Genomic DNA, 16,848 nt, shown 5'->3' with positions numbered 1-16,848 from the left:
ACGGCGATGTATTAAACCAAATTTAATTATTCTGAAATAAGAGGAGTAGGAACATTGGCGATTCTAGAGAAAATCAACGGCTTTTTATGGGGAGTCCCGGGCATCATACTGCTTGTGGGAACCGGTTTATTTCTGACGTTCATCCTGCGGGGACTTCAATTTAAAAGATTGATATATGCATTCAAACTTGCATTCGGGAAAGAGAAAGAATCAGCCGGAGCAGACGGTGATGTCAGCAATTTCAAGGCGCTGATGACGACGCTTGCCGGAACGATCGGAAACGGGAATATTGCCGGTGTAGCCACGGCGATTACGGTTGGAGGTCCGGGGGCTTTGTTTTGGATGTGGCTCGTCGGTCTTTTAGGGATGGCTACGAAATACAGCGAAGCATTGCTCGCCACGAAATACCGCGTCAAAAATGAGCGGGGCGAATATTCGGGCGGGCCGATGTACTATGTCGAAAAAGGGCTCGGGAAGAAGTGGAAGCCGCTTGCCGTTTTATTTGCATTGTCAGGTGTGCTTGCCTCTTTTGGAATCGGGGATTCCGTCCAGTCCAACACGATTTCGGAAGTCGTTACACACAGCTTCGGGATTCCCGGCTGGATCATCGGCCTTGTGCTCGCAGTATTGACGGCTGCGATCATCTTCGGCGGTTTTCAGCGTGTCAGCACGGTTGCGAGCATTTTTGTGCCGGTCATGGCGATACTTTATATCGGCGGCTCACTGATCATTATTTTCCTTCATTATGATCAAATCATTCCGGCGTTCCAGCTGATTTTTTATCACGCCTTCAACCCGGTGTCAGCCGCGGGGGGCTTTACTGGTGTGGTCGTGTCTGAGGCGATCAGAAACGGAATGTCGAAAGGAATCTTTTCAAATGAAGCGGGTCTTGGTACCGCTGCTTTAATCGCAGGAAACGCGAAATCCGATCACCCCGTCAAGGCCGCTTTGGTTGCGATGACGGGAACTTTCATCGTTACATTGATCGTATGTACAATGACCGGACTCGTCCTCATTATCACGGGATTCTGGGATCCTTCAGGCGGTCTGCTTTCTGGTGTTGCCCATGATACATCGCTTGATGCCGGCGCGCTGACAAACGCCGCGTTTGCTTCTTCGCTGGGAGCCGCGGGCAAATACATCGTTACGTTTTCGGTGATTTTCTTTGGCTACTCAACCATTGTCGGTTGGTATGTATATGGAGAAAAATGTCTGGAATATTTAGTTGGTTTAAAATGGGTGCCGGTTTACCGTGTCGTTTATGTCATTGCTGCATATTACGGTGCAGTCGCAAGCCTGAATACTGTATGGGCTTTTGCCGACGCGGCAAACGCATTAATGATGATCCCGAACTTGATCGCCCTTGTGCTCTTATGGAAAGTCATTCGGGCGGAAACTGACGATTTCTTTTTGCACCATTATAATAAGGAAAAACAAAAGTCAGCCGGCTTGAAAGCGGGCTGATCGAGACAAGCCTGCCTCTCTTAGAGGCGGGCTTTTTTGCGCTTATGCAATCCTTCCTTTATCCTATGGAAACACTTCAGACTCAAGTGGGTATACAGAACCATGCCATTTGATTCAAATGTTCCGAAAGAAGAAAATTGAGATATTTTTACTAGATTTCTATAATTTTTGCTGGGTGGAAATAGAGGAATGATAAACCTTTAGACTCATTTTGTAAAATAACAACAGATTTGTTTGACTGTGCCTCAATCTTGTTTTTATAATAAAAGCGTTCAAAAAAATAAGTTATTTAGCCCATATCTAGGGCGAATAGCGCAGGAGGTATAAGGAATATGTCAGGAATCATTCGTGTTACGCCGGCTGAATTGCGGCAAATGGCTGACAGATATCAAAAAGAAAGCGGAGATGTGACTGAACAGGTCAATCAGCGTCTTGATCAAATGATCAACCAGCTTCAAGATATGTGGGAAGGTGAATCAAGCCGTGCGTTCTCAGAGCAATATCAAGAGCTAAGACCTTCTTTTATTAAAATGGCTGAACTTCTAAGCGACGTTTCTAAACAGCTTCATCAGACTGCTAACACTCTTGAAAGCACTGACCAAGACATCGCTAGCCAAATCCGCGGCTAATTTACAGATTAGAAGAATGAGAGAAGCGCCTAATTCAAAAGAAGATGACGGCGCTTTTTCTATTGAGAGGTGATGAACTGGTGTATGTTGACATTACCATCGATTTAAAACATTACGACGGCAGCGCCTTTGACCTCAGACTGTCGGATTACCATTCTGTTAAAAAGGTAATCGACATCGCGTGGCAAGCCAAAAGCATACCGGTACCTCCCCGGGAAGGCTACTGGGTAAGGGTGACAAATAAAGATGCCGTTTTTTCAGGCGAATATACATTATCGCAATGCGGAATTACGACAGGTGATCGCCTGGAAATTTTATGAAAGGATCTGGATGAATGGCAGAGAAAAAGAAAACGTATCTCGAAGACCAATTAGAGGCCGTCATGACGAAAGAAGACGGTGCATATATCTTTCGTTTTCAAAGAGAAAAGATCAATCTTGTGAACGGCTTGGAAGCAAACGTCATTAAAGAAGTCGATCCTTCCTTTAATAAAGAAACCGTCATGACCGATGATGAAGTCCAAATTTTGATTCAGCCTCCTTCCGAATATAAAGAATTTCGTTATATAAAAGGAAAAAATAAAAAAAGCAAATGGCTTTTTGCGTACCAGCTCGTGAAAGCCGTTGAAGAACATTCAATTAAAAGGCTGCACCTGATCGCTGCGCCTGAAAACATTGTTTTTGATAAAGGGTTAACACCTAAATTTTTACATTATGGAGTGAAAGAAAGCATTCCGCCATATGAACACGACGAAGAAAGACTTTTCAATGAAGTGAAAGCGGCCGCTGCGCTTGCTGTCGACGGGCAGTTTACTTTTGAAGAGTATTTAAAATACAGCGAAACCATCAAGTTTTCAGATCAGGTAAAAGACATCATCACAAGCGGGACGTACGGCGATTTGAAAGCCGTCATTCAAAAGAGGATCGATGAACTGGATGCCGAAGAAAAAACGCTTGTCCATCTTCCGAAGAAGAAATGGAAGATTCAAAGGTACATAGGGTTAGGACTTATTTTATGCTTAATACCGGCTGTTTTATTTTCCTTCTACTCATTATTCTTTGCACAACCGAAACAGCAGGCGTTTATCGAAAGCAACCGCTACTTCTTAAATAAACAGTACAGCAAAGTCATCAGTACGCTTGATAAATATGATGCCGGCGAGATGCCTGATTCTGTTCAATATCAGCTTGCTTATTCGTATATCATCGTTGACAATGTACTGAAGGAAGCGGATTTACAGGAAGATGCTATGAAGAGCCTGACGCTTCAAGTCGATCCGAATAACTTCCTTTACTGGATTCAGATCGGACGCGGCGCCAATAAAGAAGCGCTTGAGACGGCCCGTAAGCTGGAAAACAATGCACAGATTATGTTGGCACTTATGAAATATACAGATGACATTAAAGCTGATGATAAATTGTCCAGTGATGAGAGGCAGAAACAGCTGGAACCGCTCGAAAAAGAACTTGAAGAATTGAAGCGGACAGCAGATGAACAGAAAGCTAAAACTGATGAAAACCAGCAGGCAAACACCGAGCAAAGCCAGGCGGACGTAGAGGCCGCAAAGGCTGAAAAGGAGAAGGCCGAGCAAGAGCAGGCGAAAAAAGAAAATAAAGAAAAGGAAGACAAAAAGAAAAAAGATGATAAATAAAAGCGAAAACACCTGTTGTTGGCAGGAGGCGGAGAAATGAGTCTGTTATGGATTTTTTATCATAAAAACTATCAAAAAATAAAACTGGATGATCAGAACAGCCGCACGCTCACAATCGGGCCGGATTTGAAACATTCTGTCACGATCAAGCATTTTTCGTTTGAAAAAGGCCCGGTGGTACTGGAAAAGCAGAAGGACTCAGACGCTTTCAACGTGCAGCTGGGAGGGGAGACTGTTTCTTCTTTAAAGCTTGGCGGAAAGGCGTCCGTCCAAAGCGGCGCTGAACAGCTGACGCTTTTTTTAGCCGAAGAATCCGACAGCGTTCCCGCCCACTATTTGGGAGAGAGGCAGGAAGTCGTCATTTCTTCCCTCGATCAAGAAGCGGATGTTTATTTCCATGAAACGGATTCATTCTTTGGAGAAAAAGGTACATTCTCCTTCATCCGCCTCGACGGGCGATGGAATGTCCTGCCGAATGGCGCCAAAATTTATTTGAACGGAGAAGAAGTGTCCGCTTCGGTCTCCGTGCAAAATGGAGACGAAATCGCATTTGGACTGAATATTCTTCGCATCGTTGAAGATGATCTCTTGGAAATCGAGGGGTTCGGGCAGTATGATACGTCTTTGGAGAACATTCTCAAGCCGAGCTCCGAGACAAAAAATAAATATCCGCAATACCGCAGGCCGCCGAGAATGATTTACGACCTGCCGGATGAAAAGATATCCTTCAGCTTCCCGGCACAGGAAAGCGACGGAGACAACAGAGGCTTATGGCTGATGATTCTGCCTCCGATCGTCATGCTGCTCGTCATGGGGATCGTGGCGCTCATTCAGCCGCGGGGAATCTTTATCATCGTCTCCCTTGCGATGTTTATGATGACGCTGATTACGTCAACCGTGCAGTACTTCCGCGATAAAAATCAGCGTAAAAAAAGAGAAGAAAAAAGAGAGCGGGTCTACACCCTTTACCTTGAAAACAAAAAGAAAGAGCTGCATGAACTTGCAGAAAGGCAAAAGTTCGTCCTTGATTTCCATTTTCCTACATTTGAGAGAATGAAATATTTAACAAAGGAGATCAGCGGACGGATTTGGGAAAAATCGATTGAAAGCGCCGATTTTCTGCAAATCCGCCTTGGAACGGGAAATGTTGCATCTTCATACCAAATCAATTTGAACGGCGGAGATTTGGCCAATCGCGATACAGACCATCTCCTCGAACAAACGCAAAAAATGGAAGAGGTCTACAGAGAGCTGAAAAATGCGCCGATCACCGTGAATCTCGCCGAAGGCCCGATGGGCGTCGTCGGAAAATTGTCCGTCGTCAAAAATGAAATTCATCAGCTTGTCGGCCAGCTCGCATTTTTCCACAGCTATCATGATTTGCGCTTTGTCTTTATTTTTGACGAAGCCGAGTATCAAGAATGGGAATGGATGAAGTGGCTCCCGCATTTTCAGATGCCTCATATTTATGCGAAAGGGTTTATTTACAACGAACAGACGAGAGATCAGCTCCTTTCAAGCATATATGAGATATTGAGAGAACGGGATTTAGATGAAAATAAAAAGAAAACATTGTACAAGCCGCACTTTGTGTTTATCATCACAAATCAGCAGCTCATCGCAGAACACGTCATTTTAGAATATTTGGAAGGCAAGCAGAAAAACCTCGGAGTGTCGACAATCGTGGCGGCAGAGACGAAAGAAAGCCTGTCCGAAAACATTCATACCCTTGTTCGTTATATTACTGAACAGGAAGGCGACATTTTGATCAAGCAAAAGAAAGCCGTCCAGATCCCGTTTCAGCTGGATCACCACAACAGGGAAGACAATGAACTGTTTTCCCGGACGCTGAGAACGCTTGACCACCAGACGGGCATGACGAATTCGATTCCTGATACCGTATCATTTCTCGAACTGTTCCAAGTGAAGGAAGTCGATGACATCGGAATCGGCCAAAAATGGCTGACAAGCGAATCGGCCAAATCTTTGGCCGTACCGATCGGCTATAAAGGAAAAGACGACATTGTCTATTTGAACCTTCACGAAAAAGCACACGGCCCCCACGGGCTGCTTGCCGGAACGACCGGTTCGGGTAAAAGTGAATTTTTGCAGACTTATATTTTGTCTTTGGCCGTTCACTTTCACCCGCATGAAGTCGCATTTTTGTTAATCGACTACAAAGGGGGCGGAATGGCGCAGCCGTTCCGGAACATTCCGCATCTGCTCGGAACGATTACTAACATTGAAGGCAGCAAGAACTTCAGCAACCGGGCGCTGGCGTCCATTAAGAGCGAGCTGAAGAAAAGGCAGCGGCTCTTTGACCAGTACAAAGTCAACCATATCAATGACTATACAAAGCTTTACAAACAGAAAAAAGCGAAAACGGCGATGCCGCACCTTTTCTTAATTTCAGACGAATTTGCCGAGCTGAAAAGCGAAGAACCGGAATTTATCCGCGAGCTTGTCAGCGCGGCAAGGATCGGCCGAAGCCTTGGGGTGCACTTAATCTTGGCGACGCAAAAGCCGGGCGGCATCATCGACGACCAGATTTGGAGCAACTCCAGATTCAAGGTCGCCTTGAAGGTTCAGGATGCGAATGACAGTAAAGAAATCCTTAAAAACGGGGATGCGTCTACCATCACGGTAACGGGCCGCGGTTATTTGCAAGTCGGCAACAATGAGGTGTATGAACTGTTCCAGTCTGCATGGAGCGGCGCCCCTTACATGGAGGACGGCTACGGCACAGAGGATGAAGTGGCGATCGTCACAGACACCGGGTTAATTCCTTTGTCAGATGTTGATGCCGATCATACGGCGAAAAAAGAGGCCGTGACGGAAATTTCCGCCGTCGTCGAACAAATTGAACGGATTCAAGCGGAAATGGGAATCGAGAAGCTTCCGAGCCCTTGGCTGCCGCCGCTTGAAGAGCGCATACCTAAAACGCGCTACCCGTCTGAGGAAGCGGATGCCTTTAACTTTGCTTATATCGATGAACCTGAAAAGCAAAGCCAGGAGCCGATCAGCTATCGCATGATGGATGACGGCAATATCGGCATCGTCGGTTCGTCAGGCTACGGAAAATCCCTGACCGCCACGACGTTCATGATGAGCTTTGCCGAACAATATACACCGGAAGAATTGCATTACTACATTTTCGACTTTGGCAACGGAACACTGCTTCCGCTTGCAAGGCTTCCGCATACCGCGGATTATTTCCTGATGGACCAAACGAGAAAAATCGAGAAATTCATGGTCCGGATCAAGGCGGAAATCGAGCACCGGAAAAATCTCTTCCGTGCAAAAGAAATCAGCCATATCAAGATGTACAATGCGCTGAATGAGGAAAAGCTGCCGTTTATTTTCATAACGGTCGACAACTTTGACATCATTAAAGACGAAATGCATGAACTTGAAAGCGAATTTATCCAGTTTTCACGCGACGGCCAGTCGCTTGGAATTTATTTAATCCTGACCGCGACAAGGGTCAATGCGATCAGACAGTCGCTCTTGAACAACCTGAAAACGAGGGTTGTTCACTACCTGATGGATCAGTCTGAAGCATATTCGATCATCGGAAGGCCGGAATTCAGCCTTGAACCGATCCCTGGACGCGTCATTATCAATAAAGAAAACCAATACTTCGCACAAATGTTTATGCCTGTGAAAGCGGACAACGATATCGAGCTGTTTGAAGGGATCAAAGCCGACATTCAGGCGATCGCAGAACGCTCGGAAGGCATGAGAAAGCCGGCGCCTGTGCCGATGCTGCCGCTCGAGCTTTCCGTCACGCAGTTTGTGAGAGATTATCCGCTGCAGCCTGAAAGAGGCCTTATTCCAATGGGGCTCGATGAAGAATCTGTCGAACCCGTATACTTTAACCTTGAGAAAAATAAGCACTGCCTCATCATGGGTCAGACGCAGCGCGGAAAAACAAACGTCATCAAGATCATGCTCGAGCACCTGCTTGACCATGACACGAAAAAAATTGCCGTGTTTGATTCGATAGACAGAGGGCTTTCTCAATATGCGACAGAGGATCAAATCAGCTATCTTGAAACAAAAGACGACATTATGCTCTGGCTGGCTGAGACGGAAGAAATTTGCCGGACAAGAGAAGCGATGTATTTGGAAGCCGTTAAACAAGGCGAAATCGCCAACCTTGATTTTTCACCGATGGTCTTTATCGTCGACGGACTTTCACGGTTCCAGCAGACGATCGACGCATCGATTCAGGACAAAATGGCGATGTTTATGAAGTCATACGCCCATTTAGGCTTCCACTTTATACCTGCAGGAAACCACAGCGAGTTCACAAAAGGCTATGATTCGCTGACAAGCGAAGTCAAGCAGGTCAGACACGCCATGCTATTGATGAAAAAATCCGAGCAGAACTTGATTCAGCTCCCATATGAACGCCAGGAGCCGGAAATTCTCCCGGGCTTTGGCTATATCGTTGAAAACGGCAAAGAGAGGAAAATTCAAATTCCTTTATGTGCCGTAGAAAGGAAGAAAACGAAATGACGGAACAACAAAAAAGCACGCTGAAAATTATCAGCGCCATCGTCACGGTCATCTTGCTGCCCGTCTTGTTCTTTCATTTCATCGGTGAGAACCCGACGAAAAAGGTATCGAACGCGACAAGGGAAATCGCTGTCGTCAATGAAGATACCGGCATTTTGAAAGATGACGGAACCGTTGATGAAGATGCGCTGCTGGGGAACGAAATCTCGGCTTCCCTGGTTGACCGTCCGGACTATAAATGGACGGTCGTCAACCGGAGCGCAGCAGAAAGCGGACTTTCGGAGAAGCAATACGATGCGATTGTCTACATTCCGTCGGACTTTTCGCAAAACATTTTAAGCTACAACCATGAGCGTCCGCAAAAAGCGGAGCTAGAATTTAAAATCCAGGACCAGCTTGACGCCGTCAACAAGGAAAAAGTCCAGCGCGAACTTCAAGACGCGCAAAAAACGGTGAGCAAAAAAATGTCTTCCCTGTACTGGCGCTTTGTCAAACAGGGAGTCAAAAAGGTCAGAAAAGAGTTTGACAGCATCGTAAACAAAGAATCAGAGTTCCAAAACGCGATGTACAATTTTTATAAGCCGAGCTCCAACAATTTAGCGGGCGAAGTAGAGAGACAAAAAGAGATGATCGACAGACTGAAAGAGTCGATCAATGAAACAGAAGGCACATCAAAAGAGCGCAACGCAAGCGTCGAAGAATCCAAAAAACAATTGGACAGCTTCGTCGACAACGTCAATCAGTACAAACAATATCAAGAAAAGCAGTCGGAACTGCTGATGGCTGCACAAGCGGACAGTGAAGGCCAGATCCAAGACGGCCTTACGGTCATTAAGGAAAAGCAGTCCAGCGCCACGAGCCGTTTCAATGAACAAATGAGCGGCATGGCCGCTTCATTCAACGGTTTGCAAAATCAATTCGGCCTGACCGCGAACTCTTTTAAGTACCTGCAAACGACGCGGGAAGAACAGGTACCGATCCAAATAGACGGTATTAAGACTATCGAGAGTGAGTTGATCGATGAGTATCAGGCCCAAACGAGAAGCTATAATCTGAGCGTGCTGCAACCTAAATTAATAGAGAGGCGCTCAGTGTTAACCGTTCCACAGGAAGATCCAGGAACCACAAATCCTGGTGATGATCAAGATAACGATGATGAAGATCAAAATGACGACGAAGAACAGCCGAAAGATTTAAAAATTGATCTTCAAGAACAGCAAGATGAATTGAAGAGCATTGCGGCTGATCTAAAAGAATTATCGGACGGGCTAAAGGATTCCTCAGGGAATGATGGCGACAATTCAGGAGATAAAGACCCATCTGCCGGAGAGCCGAATCAAGGTCAAGAACCTTCTCCTGAAACCGGGGAAAACGGTCAGCAGGACGGAACAACTTCTGCTGCTGATGATGGCGATAAGGGAACGGGCGAAGACGGCCAAACGGAGAACCCGGGAGACGAGCCTGATGACGAAATTGCCAAGTTAAAAGCACAGCTCAATGAAGCCGCCGCTAGAATTGAAAAGGTGGAAACAGATCTTCGCGAAAAACAGGAAACGCATAATGAAGAGTTGAAAAAACAGCTAGAAAAATTTGATGATAAAGTCGCTGAATTAACGAATACGATTAAAGACTTAAATCAAAATATCGAAAAGCTGAACGGGCGAATTACAAAGCTTGAAGAGAGCCAGAATGAAGACTTTAAGACGATTTACAGCCAAATCGAAACGCTTGAAAACGAGATATTAAGCTACCCGATGGGTGCTGAGAGAAAAGAAGCATTAAAAGAGGCTTTTGCTTCTAAAATCAATACAAGAGATGTCCGCGACCTTCTTAGATATCATAATACGTTGTCTGTATATAGAACAACGCTATACGGATCAGTAGATTATTCAATTAAGAACAATGTCATCTCCGCGAAAAAAGACAGTGTGGATACCGTCCTTAAAATCGGTGAAACCGAAGCGGAAAAATGGAGCAATTTAAAAAATAACATGCTGTCTACAAATGAAGACATTGAAAATTACACAACAGACATGACCGATTTCGTCAAAAGCTACGGCGATTTCATTAATGAGAAGCAGACCGACGTGCTGAATGAGCTCAGCAACATTTCAGAACGAGCAAATGCCGTATCTGAACAGCTGCGCAATCCGGAAGGCGCCGGAACGGCGGTCATGCAGGGAGACGCGACAGATGGAACGATGGTCATCAGCATGCAGGATACGCTTGGAAATGACATTTTGCAGCTGTCTAACATGCTCGGTTCCTTGTCGGAAACGCAATCAGGCGTCATCGAGTACACGGGCAATATTCAGGAAAGTGTAAACGATGTTCAGAAAAAAGCGGATACCCTGAATTCAAACTGGGGTCAAAATGTCGCGACGACAAAACTGATCCGCGGAGACGTGTACGGCATTCTCGGCAATGCGTTCGGAGGAAACGACGGATATGTATACGATCATCTGGCAAGTCCGGTGAAAATCAGCGGGGATGTTCCAGAGTCGAAAGCGCAAAACGTACCGCCGGTCGTCATTCTCGTGATTGTGATGCTTTCCAGCTTGCTGATCGGATATTTCAGCCACCATTATCAAAATGCTCCGCTCTTAGTCAGAGGCGCGCTGTTTGGCATTTTGAATATTATTGTCGGACTGATGATCAGCCTGTTCGGTTTGAACATTTACTCACTCGCAGACGATCAGGCCGTCATGTGGTCGGTCTTTACGATCTTGCTGCTGGTCGCAAGTTCAGCCATCATCCGGACGGCGTTTATGCTGGGATCGATTGCAGGCGGAATCGCAACAGCCGCTATGGTGCTGTTCTATGTAGCGCCGCTGCTTGACTTGGCGATGCCGAATTTCAGCTTTAACAATCCGGTATCAGCCGTATATATGTCGATTCAGTACGGAACTGGAAGCCAGTTTGCACTCGGAATCGGAGCATTAATTTTAATCACGATCATCGCGATTGCTGTTCCTTTTATTATCGATTTTGCAAAATCAAGAACAGAAGAAAGCGAGACTGACCATGATGCTTAATGCGAAATGGGGAAAGAAGGGGATCATGGCAGTCATGCTCTCCTTCTTTCTTTTCACTCCGATCGTGAAGGCGGAGGAAACCGATAAAGTCGATGTAAAGCCAAACGAGTATGAAAAGCAGGATATTAAAATCGAGACGGACTATCTTCAGGAAGAAGAGACGGAATACAAAGAAAAAATATCAATTCCAGAAGAACTGAAGGAATTCTCATTTACAGATTCGAAAAAAGAAGATGCCATCGAAAAGCTGAAAAGCCTGTCCGGAAGCTTCACGAATGAGAGCAATTCCGTGGCGTCAAAGCTGAAGCAGCTTGACCTGTCATTCTCGGCAAATCCGTCCTTATCAGGACGGGAAGATGACGCTGCTGAAAGCCGGCAATCCATCTTCCTGCCCATCTTGTACGGTCTGCTGATCCTCTTATGCATCGCCGGTCTGTTCTTTTTGATTCCGAAAGTCAGCGGTCAGCAGAAAAAATAGGAGCGCTCAACAATGAAAAATCCGAGGTTCTATAAGGTGCTGTCTGCATGGTTAGCTTTTGCATTGGCGGCGATTTGGTTATTAATGCTTGTGGCAGTACACGGGCTGCTAATATTAGAATCCATTTTCTATTACATTGTGGTCATCGGCACATTAGGCATCATTTTACTGATATACCCATCGCTGAGGGAGGAACACGATCAGGCAATGGTGGACTTTTTCCACTACGGTTATGGCTTGCTAGGCTCGAGTGTGGCACTTGCCATCATGATCTTTGCTTTGATTCGCGTTTTAAAAGGGAAATGCGGTTCATGGACGCAAGGTTTGCTTGTTTTTGGGGCCGCTCTTCAGCTGGTTGTGTTCGAATGGTTCAGTTTACTGACGGCGGTTTTTTACGTGCTCGCCGCATTTCTTCCGGAACAGAAAACCGCTGCACTTGAGAAGCAGGCTGATGAATCAGTACAATAATGGATAAGGAGGGACGCCGTATGCATTTATCCATTGTTACCGGAGCGTCAAAAGGGCTTGGCGCCGCGATTGCCGAAGGACTTTTGCAAAAAGGCCATATTGTTCACGCTGTCTCAAGGACCAAGTCTGAAGTCAGTCATGACAGGCTGATCCAGCATGAGGCCGATCTGACACAGCTCGCTGAAACAGAAAAATGGTTTCGGCAATTGACAGAATCTGTCCAAGCCCGCGATTTTGCTTCGATCACTTTAATCAACAATGCGGGCATGGTGACGCCGATCAAGCGCGCCGTTGAAGCTGAACCGGAAGAGCTGAGGCTGCATTATGACTTGAATTTGTTAGCGCCGGTGATTCTCAGCCAGCTGTTTACCAAATGGCTCAAGCCATACAAAGGCAAGAAATCGATTGTCAATATATCATCAGGCGCAGCCAAAAACCCTTATAAAGGATGGAGCGCCTACTGCAGTTCAAAAGCGGGGCTCGATATGTTCACAAAAACATTCGGCTTTGAACAGGAAGATGAGTCTGATCCGGTGAAGATGATTTCTTTCTCACCGGGGATCATGGATACCGGTATGCAAGAGGTTATCCGTTCATCATCGAAAAAGGACTTTCATGAAATTGAACGATTCAAAACCTATCAAACAGAAGGAAAGCTGAGAAGCACGCCTTATGTCGCCGGCGTTCTGCTCGACCTGCTTGAGACCGACTTTGAAAACGGCAGAGTGTATGACATTAAAGAGTTTTTGTGAAAAATAAAAAAACAAGCACATCAAATCGATTGTGCTTGTTTTTATTTTATTATTGCGCCAGCTCATATAGCGGAATTTTGAATATGATGTGTCAGATCAATTGAGATTTGCATGAAAATATGTTAGGATTCTAAAAATATATAAAGGAGGGGTTTACATGAGAAACGTAACATTAGTGGATGTATTCACCCATCCAATCGCACAAAAATATTTAACACGCTCCGGTGTAGCTCATGCCGTAGCCTGCGCTTACCACGCATACCGCCTGGCGGTGCGGGCGGGAGTAGACCCTGATATTGCGACAAAAGCGGCTTTGCTGCACGATATCGGCCATTATGAATGGTATACCGACGGGGAATGGGATTATGAAAAATACAAGCAAAACGACATTCACGCGATAAAGGGAGCCGAGCGCGCCCACAAGCTTCTGATCCGCCTCGGCGAAGATCGGAAAGCGGCAAAAGAGATTGCTTTGGCAATTTTGCTTCATACGGATTCCTATTTGCCAGAAGGGGACCTCGATAAAAACAAGCTGCAGGAAATCGTCAAAAAAGCGGATGAGCTGGACGAAGAGCCGGGCGGAAACCACCATTACCGCAAAATCGATCATAAGCTGGCGCTTGAAAAGATCAGAAAGCTTGACCGCATGGTCGATGAATCTTTATCTCCCATGAAAAGAACGGTTTAATCGGACAAAGGGCTGTTTTCAAACTTCTCCCCTTTGTCATTTACATAAATAGAGCGGATGATCGTCCTGTTAAACGGCGAGTTGTCTGCCGTTTTTCCTGAAAGGTCGATCGTCACCGAATACATGCCCGCTTTTTTGAATGACAGGCTGTTTTGCAGCGCATTGATGGAAGCTGTTTTCAGCGACTTTTTCTCGGCCTGTTTTCCGTTTTCGTAGCGGATAGAACGAACGGACGCCTTAACATTCGCAAGCTTTGACGATTCTCTGGTGACTGCGTTTTTAATTTGCTCGTTCAAAGGAGAATCGTACGTCACAATGAACAAAAACGCCTCTTTTTGTTTGACGGATGATGCGATCTTCCATGTGCCTGCAGCCGGATTTTTAATGGCAGCGGAATGGACGAATCCCCCTTCAAAAACATCCGCCGTCTTTGCTATTGAAAAGTCTTTGAGCGGCTTGCCGTGCGGATCTGTCAATTTGATATTTCCCGAGGAATGATTGCTCAGCCAGTGAACGGTTATTTCCTTGACACCTTTTTCAACGGCGAACTCCTCTTCTCTCAACCCATGATTTTCCCCTCCTCTGATAAAAGGGTACGATAGGTTTTCCTTGATGTTAGCTGTTTCATTTGCATATGCCTGAACCGTCAATAAAGGCATAAATACAGGAAATGTGAGGTTTCCTTTAATAATCGAGAAGTGATCCCACTTCCCTGTATTCAGATTTGTGGCGTAAGGGAGTCTCGCGTTTTTTTCGGTGACGGCTCCGTCATTTTCGCCAAACATGTTTAAATAGACGCCCCCAAAAAATAAAACGCTGCCGAACCCGCCGATTTTATTGCCTGCCAAGGTGAAATATTTGGTTTTCGATCGATTGGGATGATTGTCGGTCTGATCGCGGAACGATTTCATAAACCCTGTTTGGAGCGAGTAAACGGCGTCATTTTTTTGGCCTAAAATATCGGCGAGCCATCCTGCCCAGCTGCTGTAGGCAAGGTCTGCCAGTTGTGAGCCGTGATGGGGGGTTCCGAGCGTAATCACGCGCTCGACATAATGGTATGCGTTGTGATGAATCAGCGCCGACTGACTGTCAATTCCGCCTTTGCTGTAGGAAACGAGAATGACCTTGCGGCCGAAATGCTGGTAGATTTCGCGCAGTTTGGCGGCCAGCATCGCTCCGTTATCCTGCATGTCTTTATCGGGGTGGAGATCGATAAAAGCCGCATCATATCCGTTTTTCCACGCCTGCTCCGCCATGTCATTTCCGTCAAACCAAGCGCTTGAAGAGCCGTTTAATCCATGGACAAATACAATCGGCGGTTTTGCTGGATCAGGATGTTCAACAGGGTCTCCCGCGAACCAGTGGCCCGGATCGCCGCCGCCTCCTTTAAATCCTCCCGCTTTCGATACATGCGGATACACGAGCAGCAAAACAAGCATGAGCAGCACCAGTTTTTTCATCGTTGTTCACCTCATGGTTTTTGTTGTAAGCGTTTTCATCATATTTTCTTGAGGTGAACTTTATACCATCGGACTGAAAAAATTTAGAAAATCTTCATAAACGGGAGGAATATTTACAGTGAAGACCGAAACCGGTATTCAATATGAGGATATATTCCAACCTTCGGCATAACCGCGCGTTTTTTCATGGAAATGAAACTCTTTTCCCCGCCGTCCGTATTGATGATGTAAAAACAGTTGACAGACGATGGTGTCAATAGTAGTTTTTAGAGTAATGAAAACAACCGGGAGGAAACAAAGCTTGTTAAAATCAAAAACCCATTTTTGGACGCTGCAAATTTTATTGGTTCTTCTTATTATTTATGTATCGACAAAAGTGTCTTTTCTTTTCGAACCGATCATTGTATTTGCATCGACTTTATTTACTCCGATTTTAATTGCGGGAATCTTGTATTTTATATTCAATCCGATCGTGCGGTTTCTTGAGAAAAAGCTGCCGAGAACGCTGTCCATTCTGCTGATCTATTTGGCGTTTGTGGCATTGATCGTGTTTGTGTTGTCATCTGTCGGTCCCGTGTTTACAAAGCAGGTGACCGATCTGTTTAACAGCATCCCGTCCTACGTGAAACAGATCCAGATTTTCATTAAGCAAATGTCGAATTCGCAGTGGTTCACTTGGATAATGAATCAGGACTTCGTATCGGTTGCCAAAATCGAAAGCTCAATCGGTGAATACCTGACGAGCCTGCCTGAGAATATTACAGGGAGCCTGTCTTCTGTATTCGGCGTTGTGACCAACATTGCGCTCACGGCTGTTACCGTGCCGTTCATCCTGTTTTATATGCTGAAGGACGGCCACCGTTTCCCGAATTTGGCTGTCAAGATTCTGCCTGACAAGTACAAAAATGAAGGGCTGAAAATTTTTAAGGATTTGTATGAAACGCTGGCGGCTTACATTCAAGGACAGCTTATTGTTTGTATGTTTGTCGGAACGGCGTGCTTCATCGGTTTTTGGATCGCCGGTGTGAAATACGCGCTGATTCTCGGCTTGATCATTGCCGTGACGAATATTATTCCATATGTCGGACCGTTTCTTGGAGCGACACCGGCTGTCATTATCGCTTTTCTCGACTCGCCGACGAAAGCATTGATCGCGCTGATCATCGTCGTTGCCGTTCAGCAGACAGACGGAAATCTGCTGTCGCCGCTGATTATCGGCCGCCGTTTGAATACGCATCCGCTGACGATCATCCTTTTATTAATCGGCGCCGGAAGCTTCGGGGGCATTCTCGGCATGATCCTGGCCGTTCCGGCTTATGCCCTGCTCAAGGCTTTTACATTGAATATCGTCCGCCTTGTCCGTTTAAGGCAGAGGTATAAAAAAGAAACGGCAGAAAATGCTGAAGTCTGAACGTTTTGCCCATTTTCACATATGATGCTATAAATTGAATGGCGGAGGTGTGAAGATGCCGGCGATCGTCGGACCGATTTTTATCAGGCAAGTCGTTGATGACAGCGCAGCCTTCTTTGGAGATGTGTTTGCCATTTCCCCGAAGTGCACGGATGTTTCCGGAGGAGGAGCGGGTGCATTTTTAACAGGGGACTACGGTTTGATTCAAAACAATAGCAGTAAAACATCCTTCACAGATGCGGATGTGATGGACGGTTCCCAGTCATTGAACCTGTAACAGCCTCTTTTAAA

The 16,848-nt window shown here is 45.9% G+C and carries 13 protein-coding genes; 12 read left to right on the top strand and 1 reads right to left on the bottom strand.

The window, feature by feature from the left end; genetic code table 11:
* The first annotated feature begins 54 nt into the window (after nucleotides 1–54).
* The 10 genes from MHI30_RS17095 (at nucleotide 55) to MHI30_RS17050 (ending at nucleotide 13,686) form a co-directional block, all read left to right on the top strand.
* On the top strand, nucleotides 55–1,464 hold the full coding sequence (locus tag MHI30_RS17095; protein WP_075751296.1) for a sodium:alanine symporter family protein: 1,410 nt from the start codon (nucleotides 55–57) through the stop codon (nucleotides 1,462–1,464).
* Between the two features lie 332 nt (nucleotides 1,465–1,796).
* On the top strand, nucleotides 1,797–2,093 hold the full coding sequence (locus tag MHI30_RS17090; protein ID WP_003184900.1) for a WXG100 family type VII secretion target: 297 nt from the start codon (nucleotides 1,797–1,799) through the stop codon (nucleotides 2,091–2,093).
* An 80-nt stretch (nucleotides 2,094–2,173) separates the two neighbouring features.
* Nucleotides 2,174–2,413, top strand: a complete 240-nt coding sequence (locus tag MHI30_RS17085; RefSeq protein WP_020452810.1) for an EsaB/YukD family protein — start codon at nucleotides 2,174–2,176, stop codon at nucleotides 2,411–2,413.
* Nucleotides 2,414–2,427: 14 nt separating this feature from the next.
* Nucleotides 2,428–3,744, top strand: coding sequence for a type VII secretion protein EssB (gene essB, locus MHI30_RS17080; protein ID WP_075751295.1), 1,317 nt, complete (start codon nucleotides 2,428–2,430; stop codon nucleotides 3,742–3,744).
* A 36-nt stretch (nucleotides 3,745–3,780) separates the two neighbouring features.
* The gene (essC, locus tag MHI30_RS17075) at nucleotides 3,781–8,265 is read left to right on the top strand and encodes a type VII secretion protein EssC (protein ID WP_075751294.1); all 4,485 of its coding nucleotides are present in this window, start codon (nucleotides 3,781–3,783) and stop codon (nucleotides 8,263–8,265) included.
* On the top strand, nucleotides 8,262–11,300 hold the full coding sequence (gene esaA, locus MHI30_RS17070; RefSeq protein WP_075751293.1) for a type VII secretion protein EsaA: 3,039 nt from the start codon (nucleotides 8,262–8,264) through the stop codon (nucleotides 11,298–11,300). Before essC ends, esaA begins: the two co-directional genes overlap by 4 nt.
* Nucleotides 11,290–11,778, top strand: a complete 489-nt coding sequence (gene essA, locus MHI30_RS17065) for a type VII secretion protein EssA (RefSeq protein WP_075751292.1) — start codon at nucleotides 11,290–11,292, stop codon at nucleotides 11,776–11,778. Before esaA ends, essA begins: the two co-directional genes overlap by 11 nt.
* A gap of 12 nt (nucleotides 11,779–11,790) precedes the next feature.
* Nucleotides 11,791–12,246 carry a hypothetical protein gene (locus MHI30_RS17060; RefSeq protein WP_154495514.1) on the top strand — a complete coding sequence of 152 codons (456 nt, stop codon included), beginning with the start codon at nucleotides 11,791–11,793 and terminating at the stop codon, nucleotides 12,244–12,246.
* 20 nt (nucleotides 12,247–12,266) lie between these two features.
* The gene (locus MHI30_RS17055; protein WP_075751290.1) at nucleotides 12,267–12,998 is read left to right on the top strand and encodes a (S)-benzoin forming benzil reductase; all 732 of its coding nucleotides are present in this window, start codon (nucleotides 12,267–12,269) and stop codon (nucleotides 12,996–12,998) included.
* 157 nt (nucleotides 12,999–13,155) lie between these two features.
* The gene (locus MHI30_RS17050) at nucleotides 13,156–13,686 is read left to right on the top strand and encodes an HD domain-containing protein (RefSeq protein WP_020452803.1); all 531 of its coding nucleotides are present in this window, start codon (nucleotides 13,156–13,158) and stop codon (nucleotides 13,684–13,686) included.
* Here the strand turns inward: MHI30_RS17050 and MHI30_RS17045 are convergent.
* Complete coding sequence (locus tag MHI30_RS17045; protein ID WP_075751289.1) at nucleotides 13,683–15,146, bottom strand: hypothetical protein; 1,464 nt, start codon at nucleotides 15,144–15,146, stop codon at nucleotides 13,683–13,685. The genes MHI30_RS17050 and MHI30_RS17045 overlap by 4 nt on opposite strands.
* 301 nt (nucleotides 15,147–15,447) lie before the next feature.
* On the opposite strand from MHI30_RS17045, the gene MHI30_RS17040 reads away from it, so the two are divergent.
* Both MHI30_RS17040 and MHI30_RS17035 read left to right on the top strand, forming a co-directional pair.
* A complete protein-coding gene (locus MHI30_RS17040) occupies nucleotides 15,448–16,557 on the top strand; it encodes an AI-2E family transporter (RefSeq protein WP_075751288.1) in 1,110 nt (369 codons plus the stop codon).
* A 55-nt stretch (nucleotides 16,558–16,612) separates the two neighbouring features.
* Nucleotides 16,613–16,834 carry a spore germination protein gene (locus MHI30_RS17035; RefSeq protein WP_075751287.1) on the top strand — a complete coding sequence of 74 codons (222 nt, stop codon included), beginning with the start codon at nucleotides 16,613–16,615 and terminating at the stop codon, nucleotides 16,832–16,834.
* Nucleotides 16,835–16,848: the final 14 nt, after the last annotated feature.

The organism is Bacillus sp. FSL L8-0528 (genome assembly GCF_038593085.1).
Lineage (GTDB): Bacteria > Bacillota > Bacilli > Bacillales > Bacillaceae > Bacillus > Bacillus paralicheniformis.
This window is presented reverse-complemented; position numbering and strand designations above follow the sequence as displayed.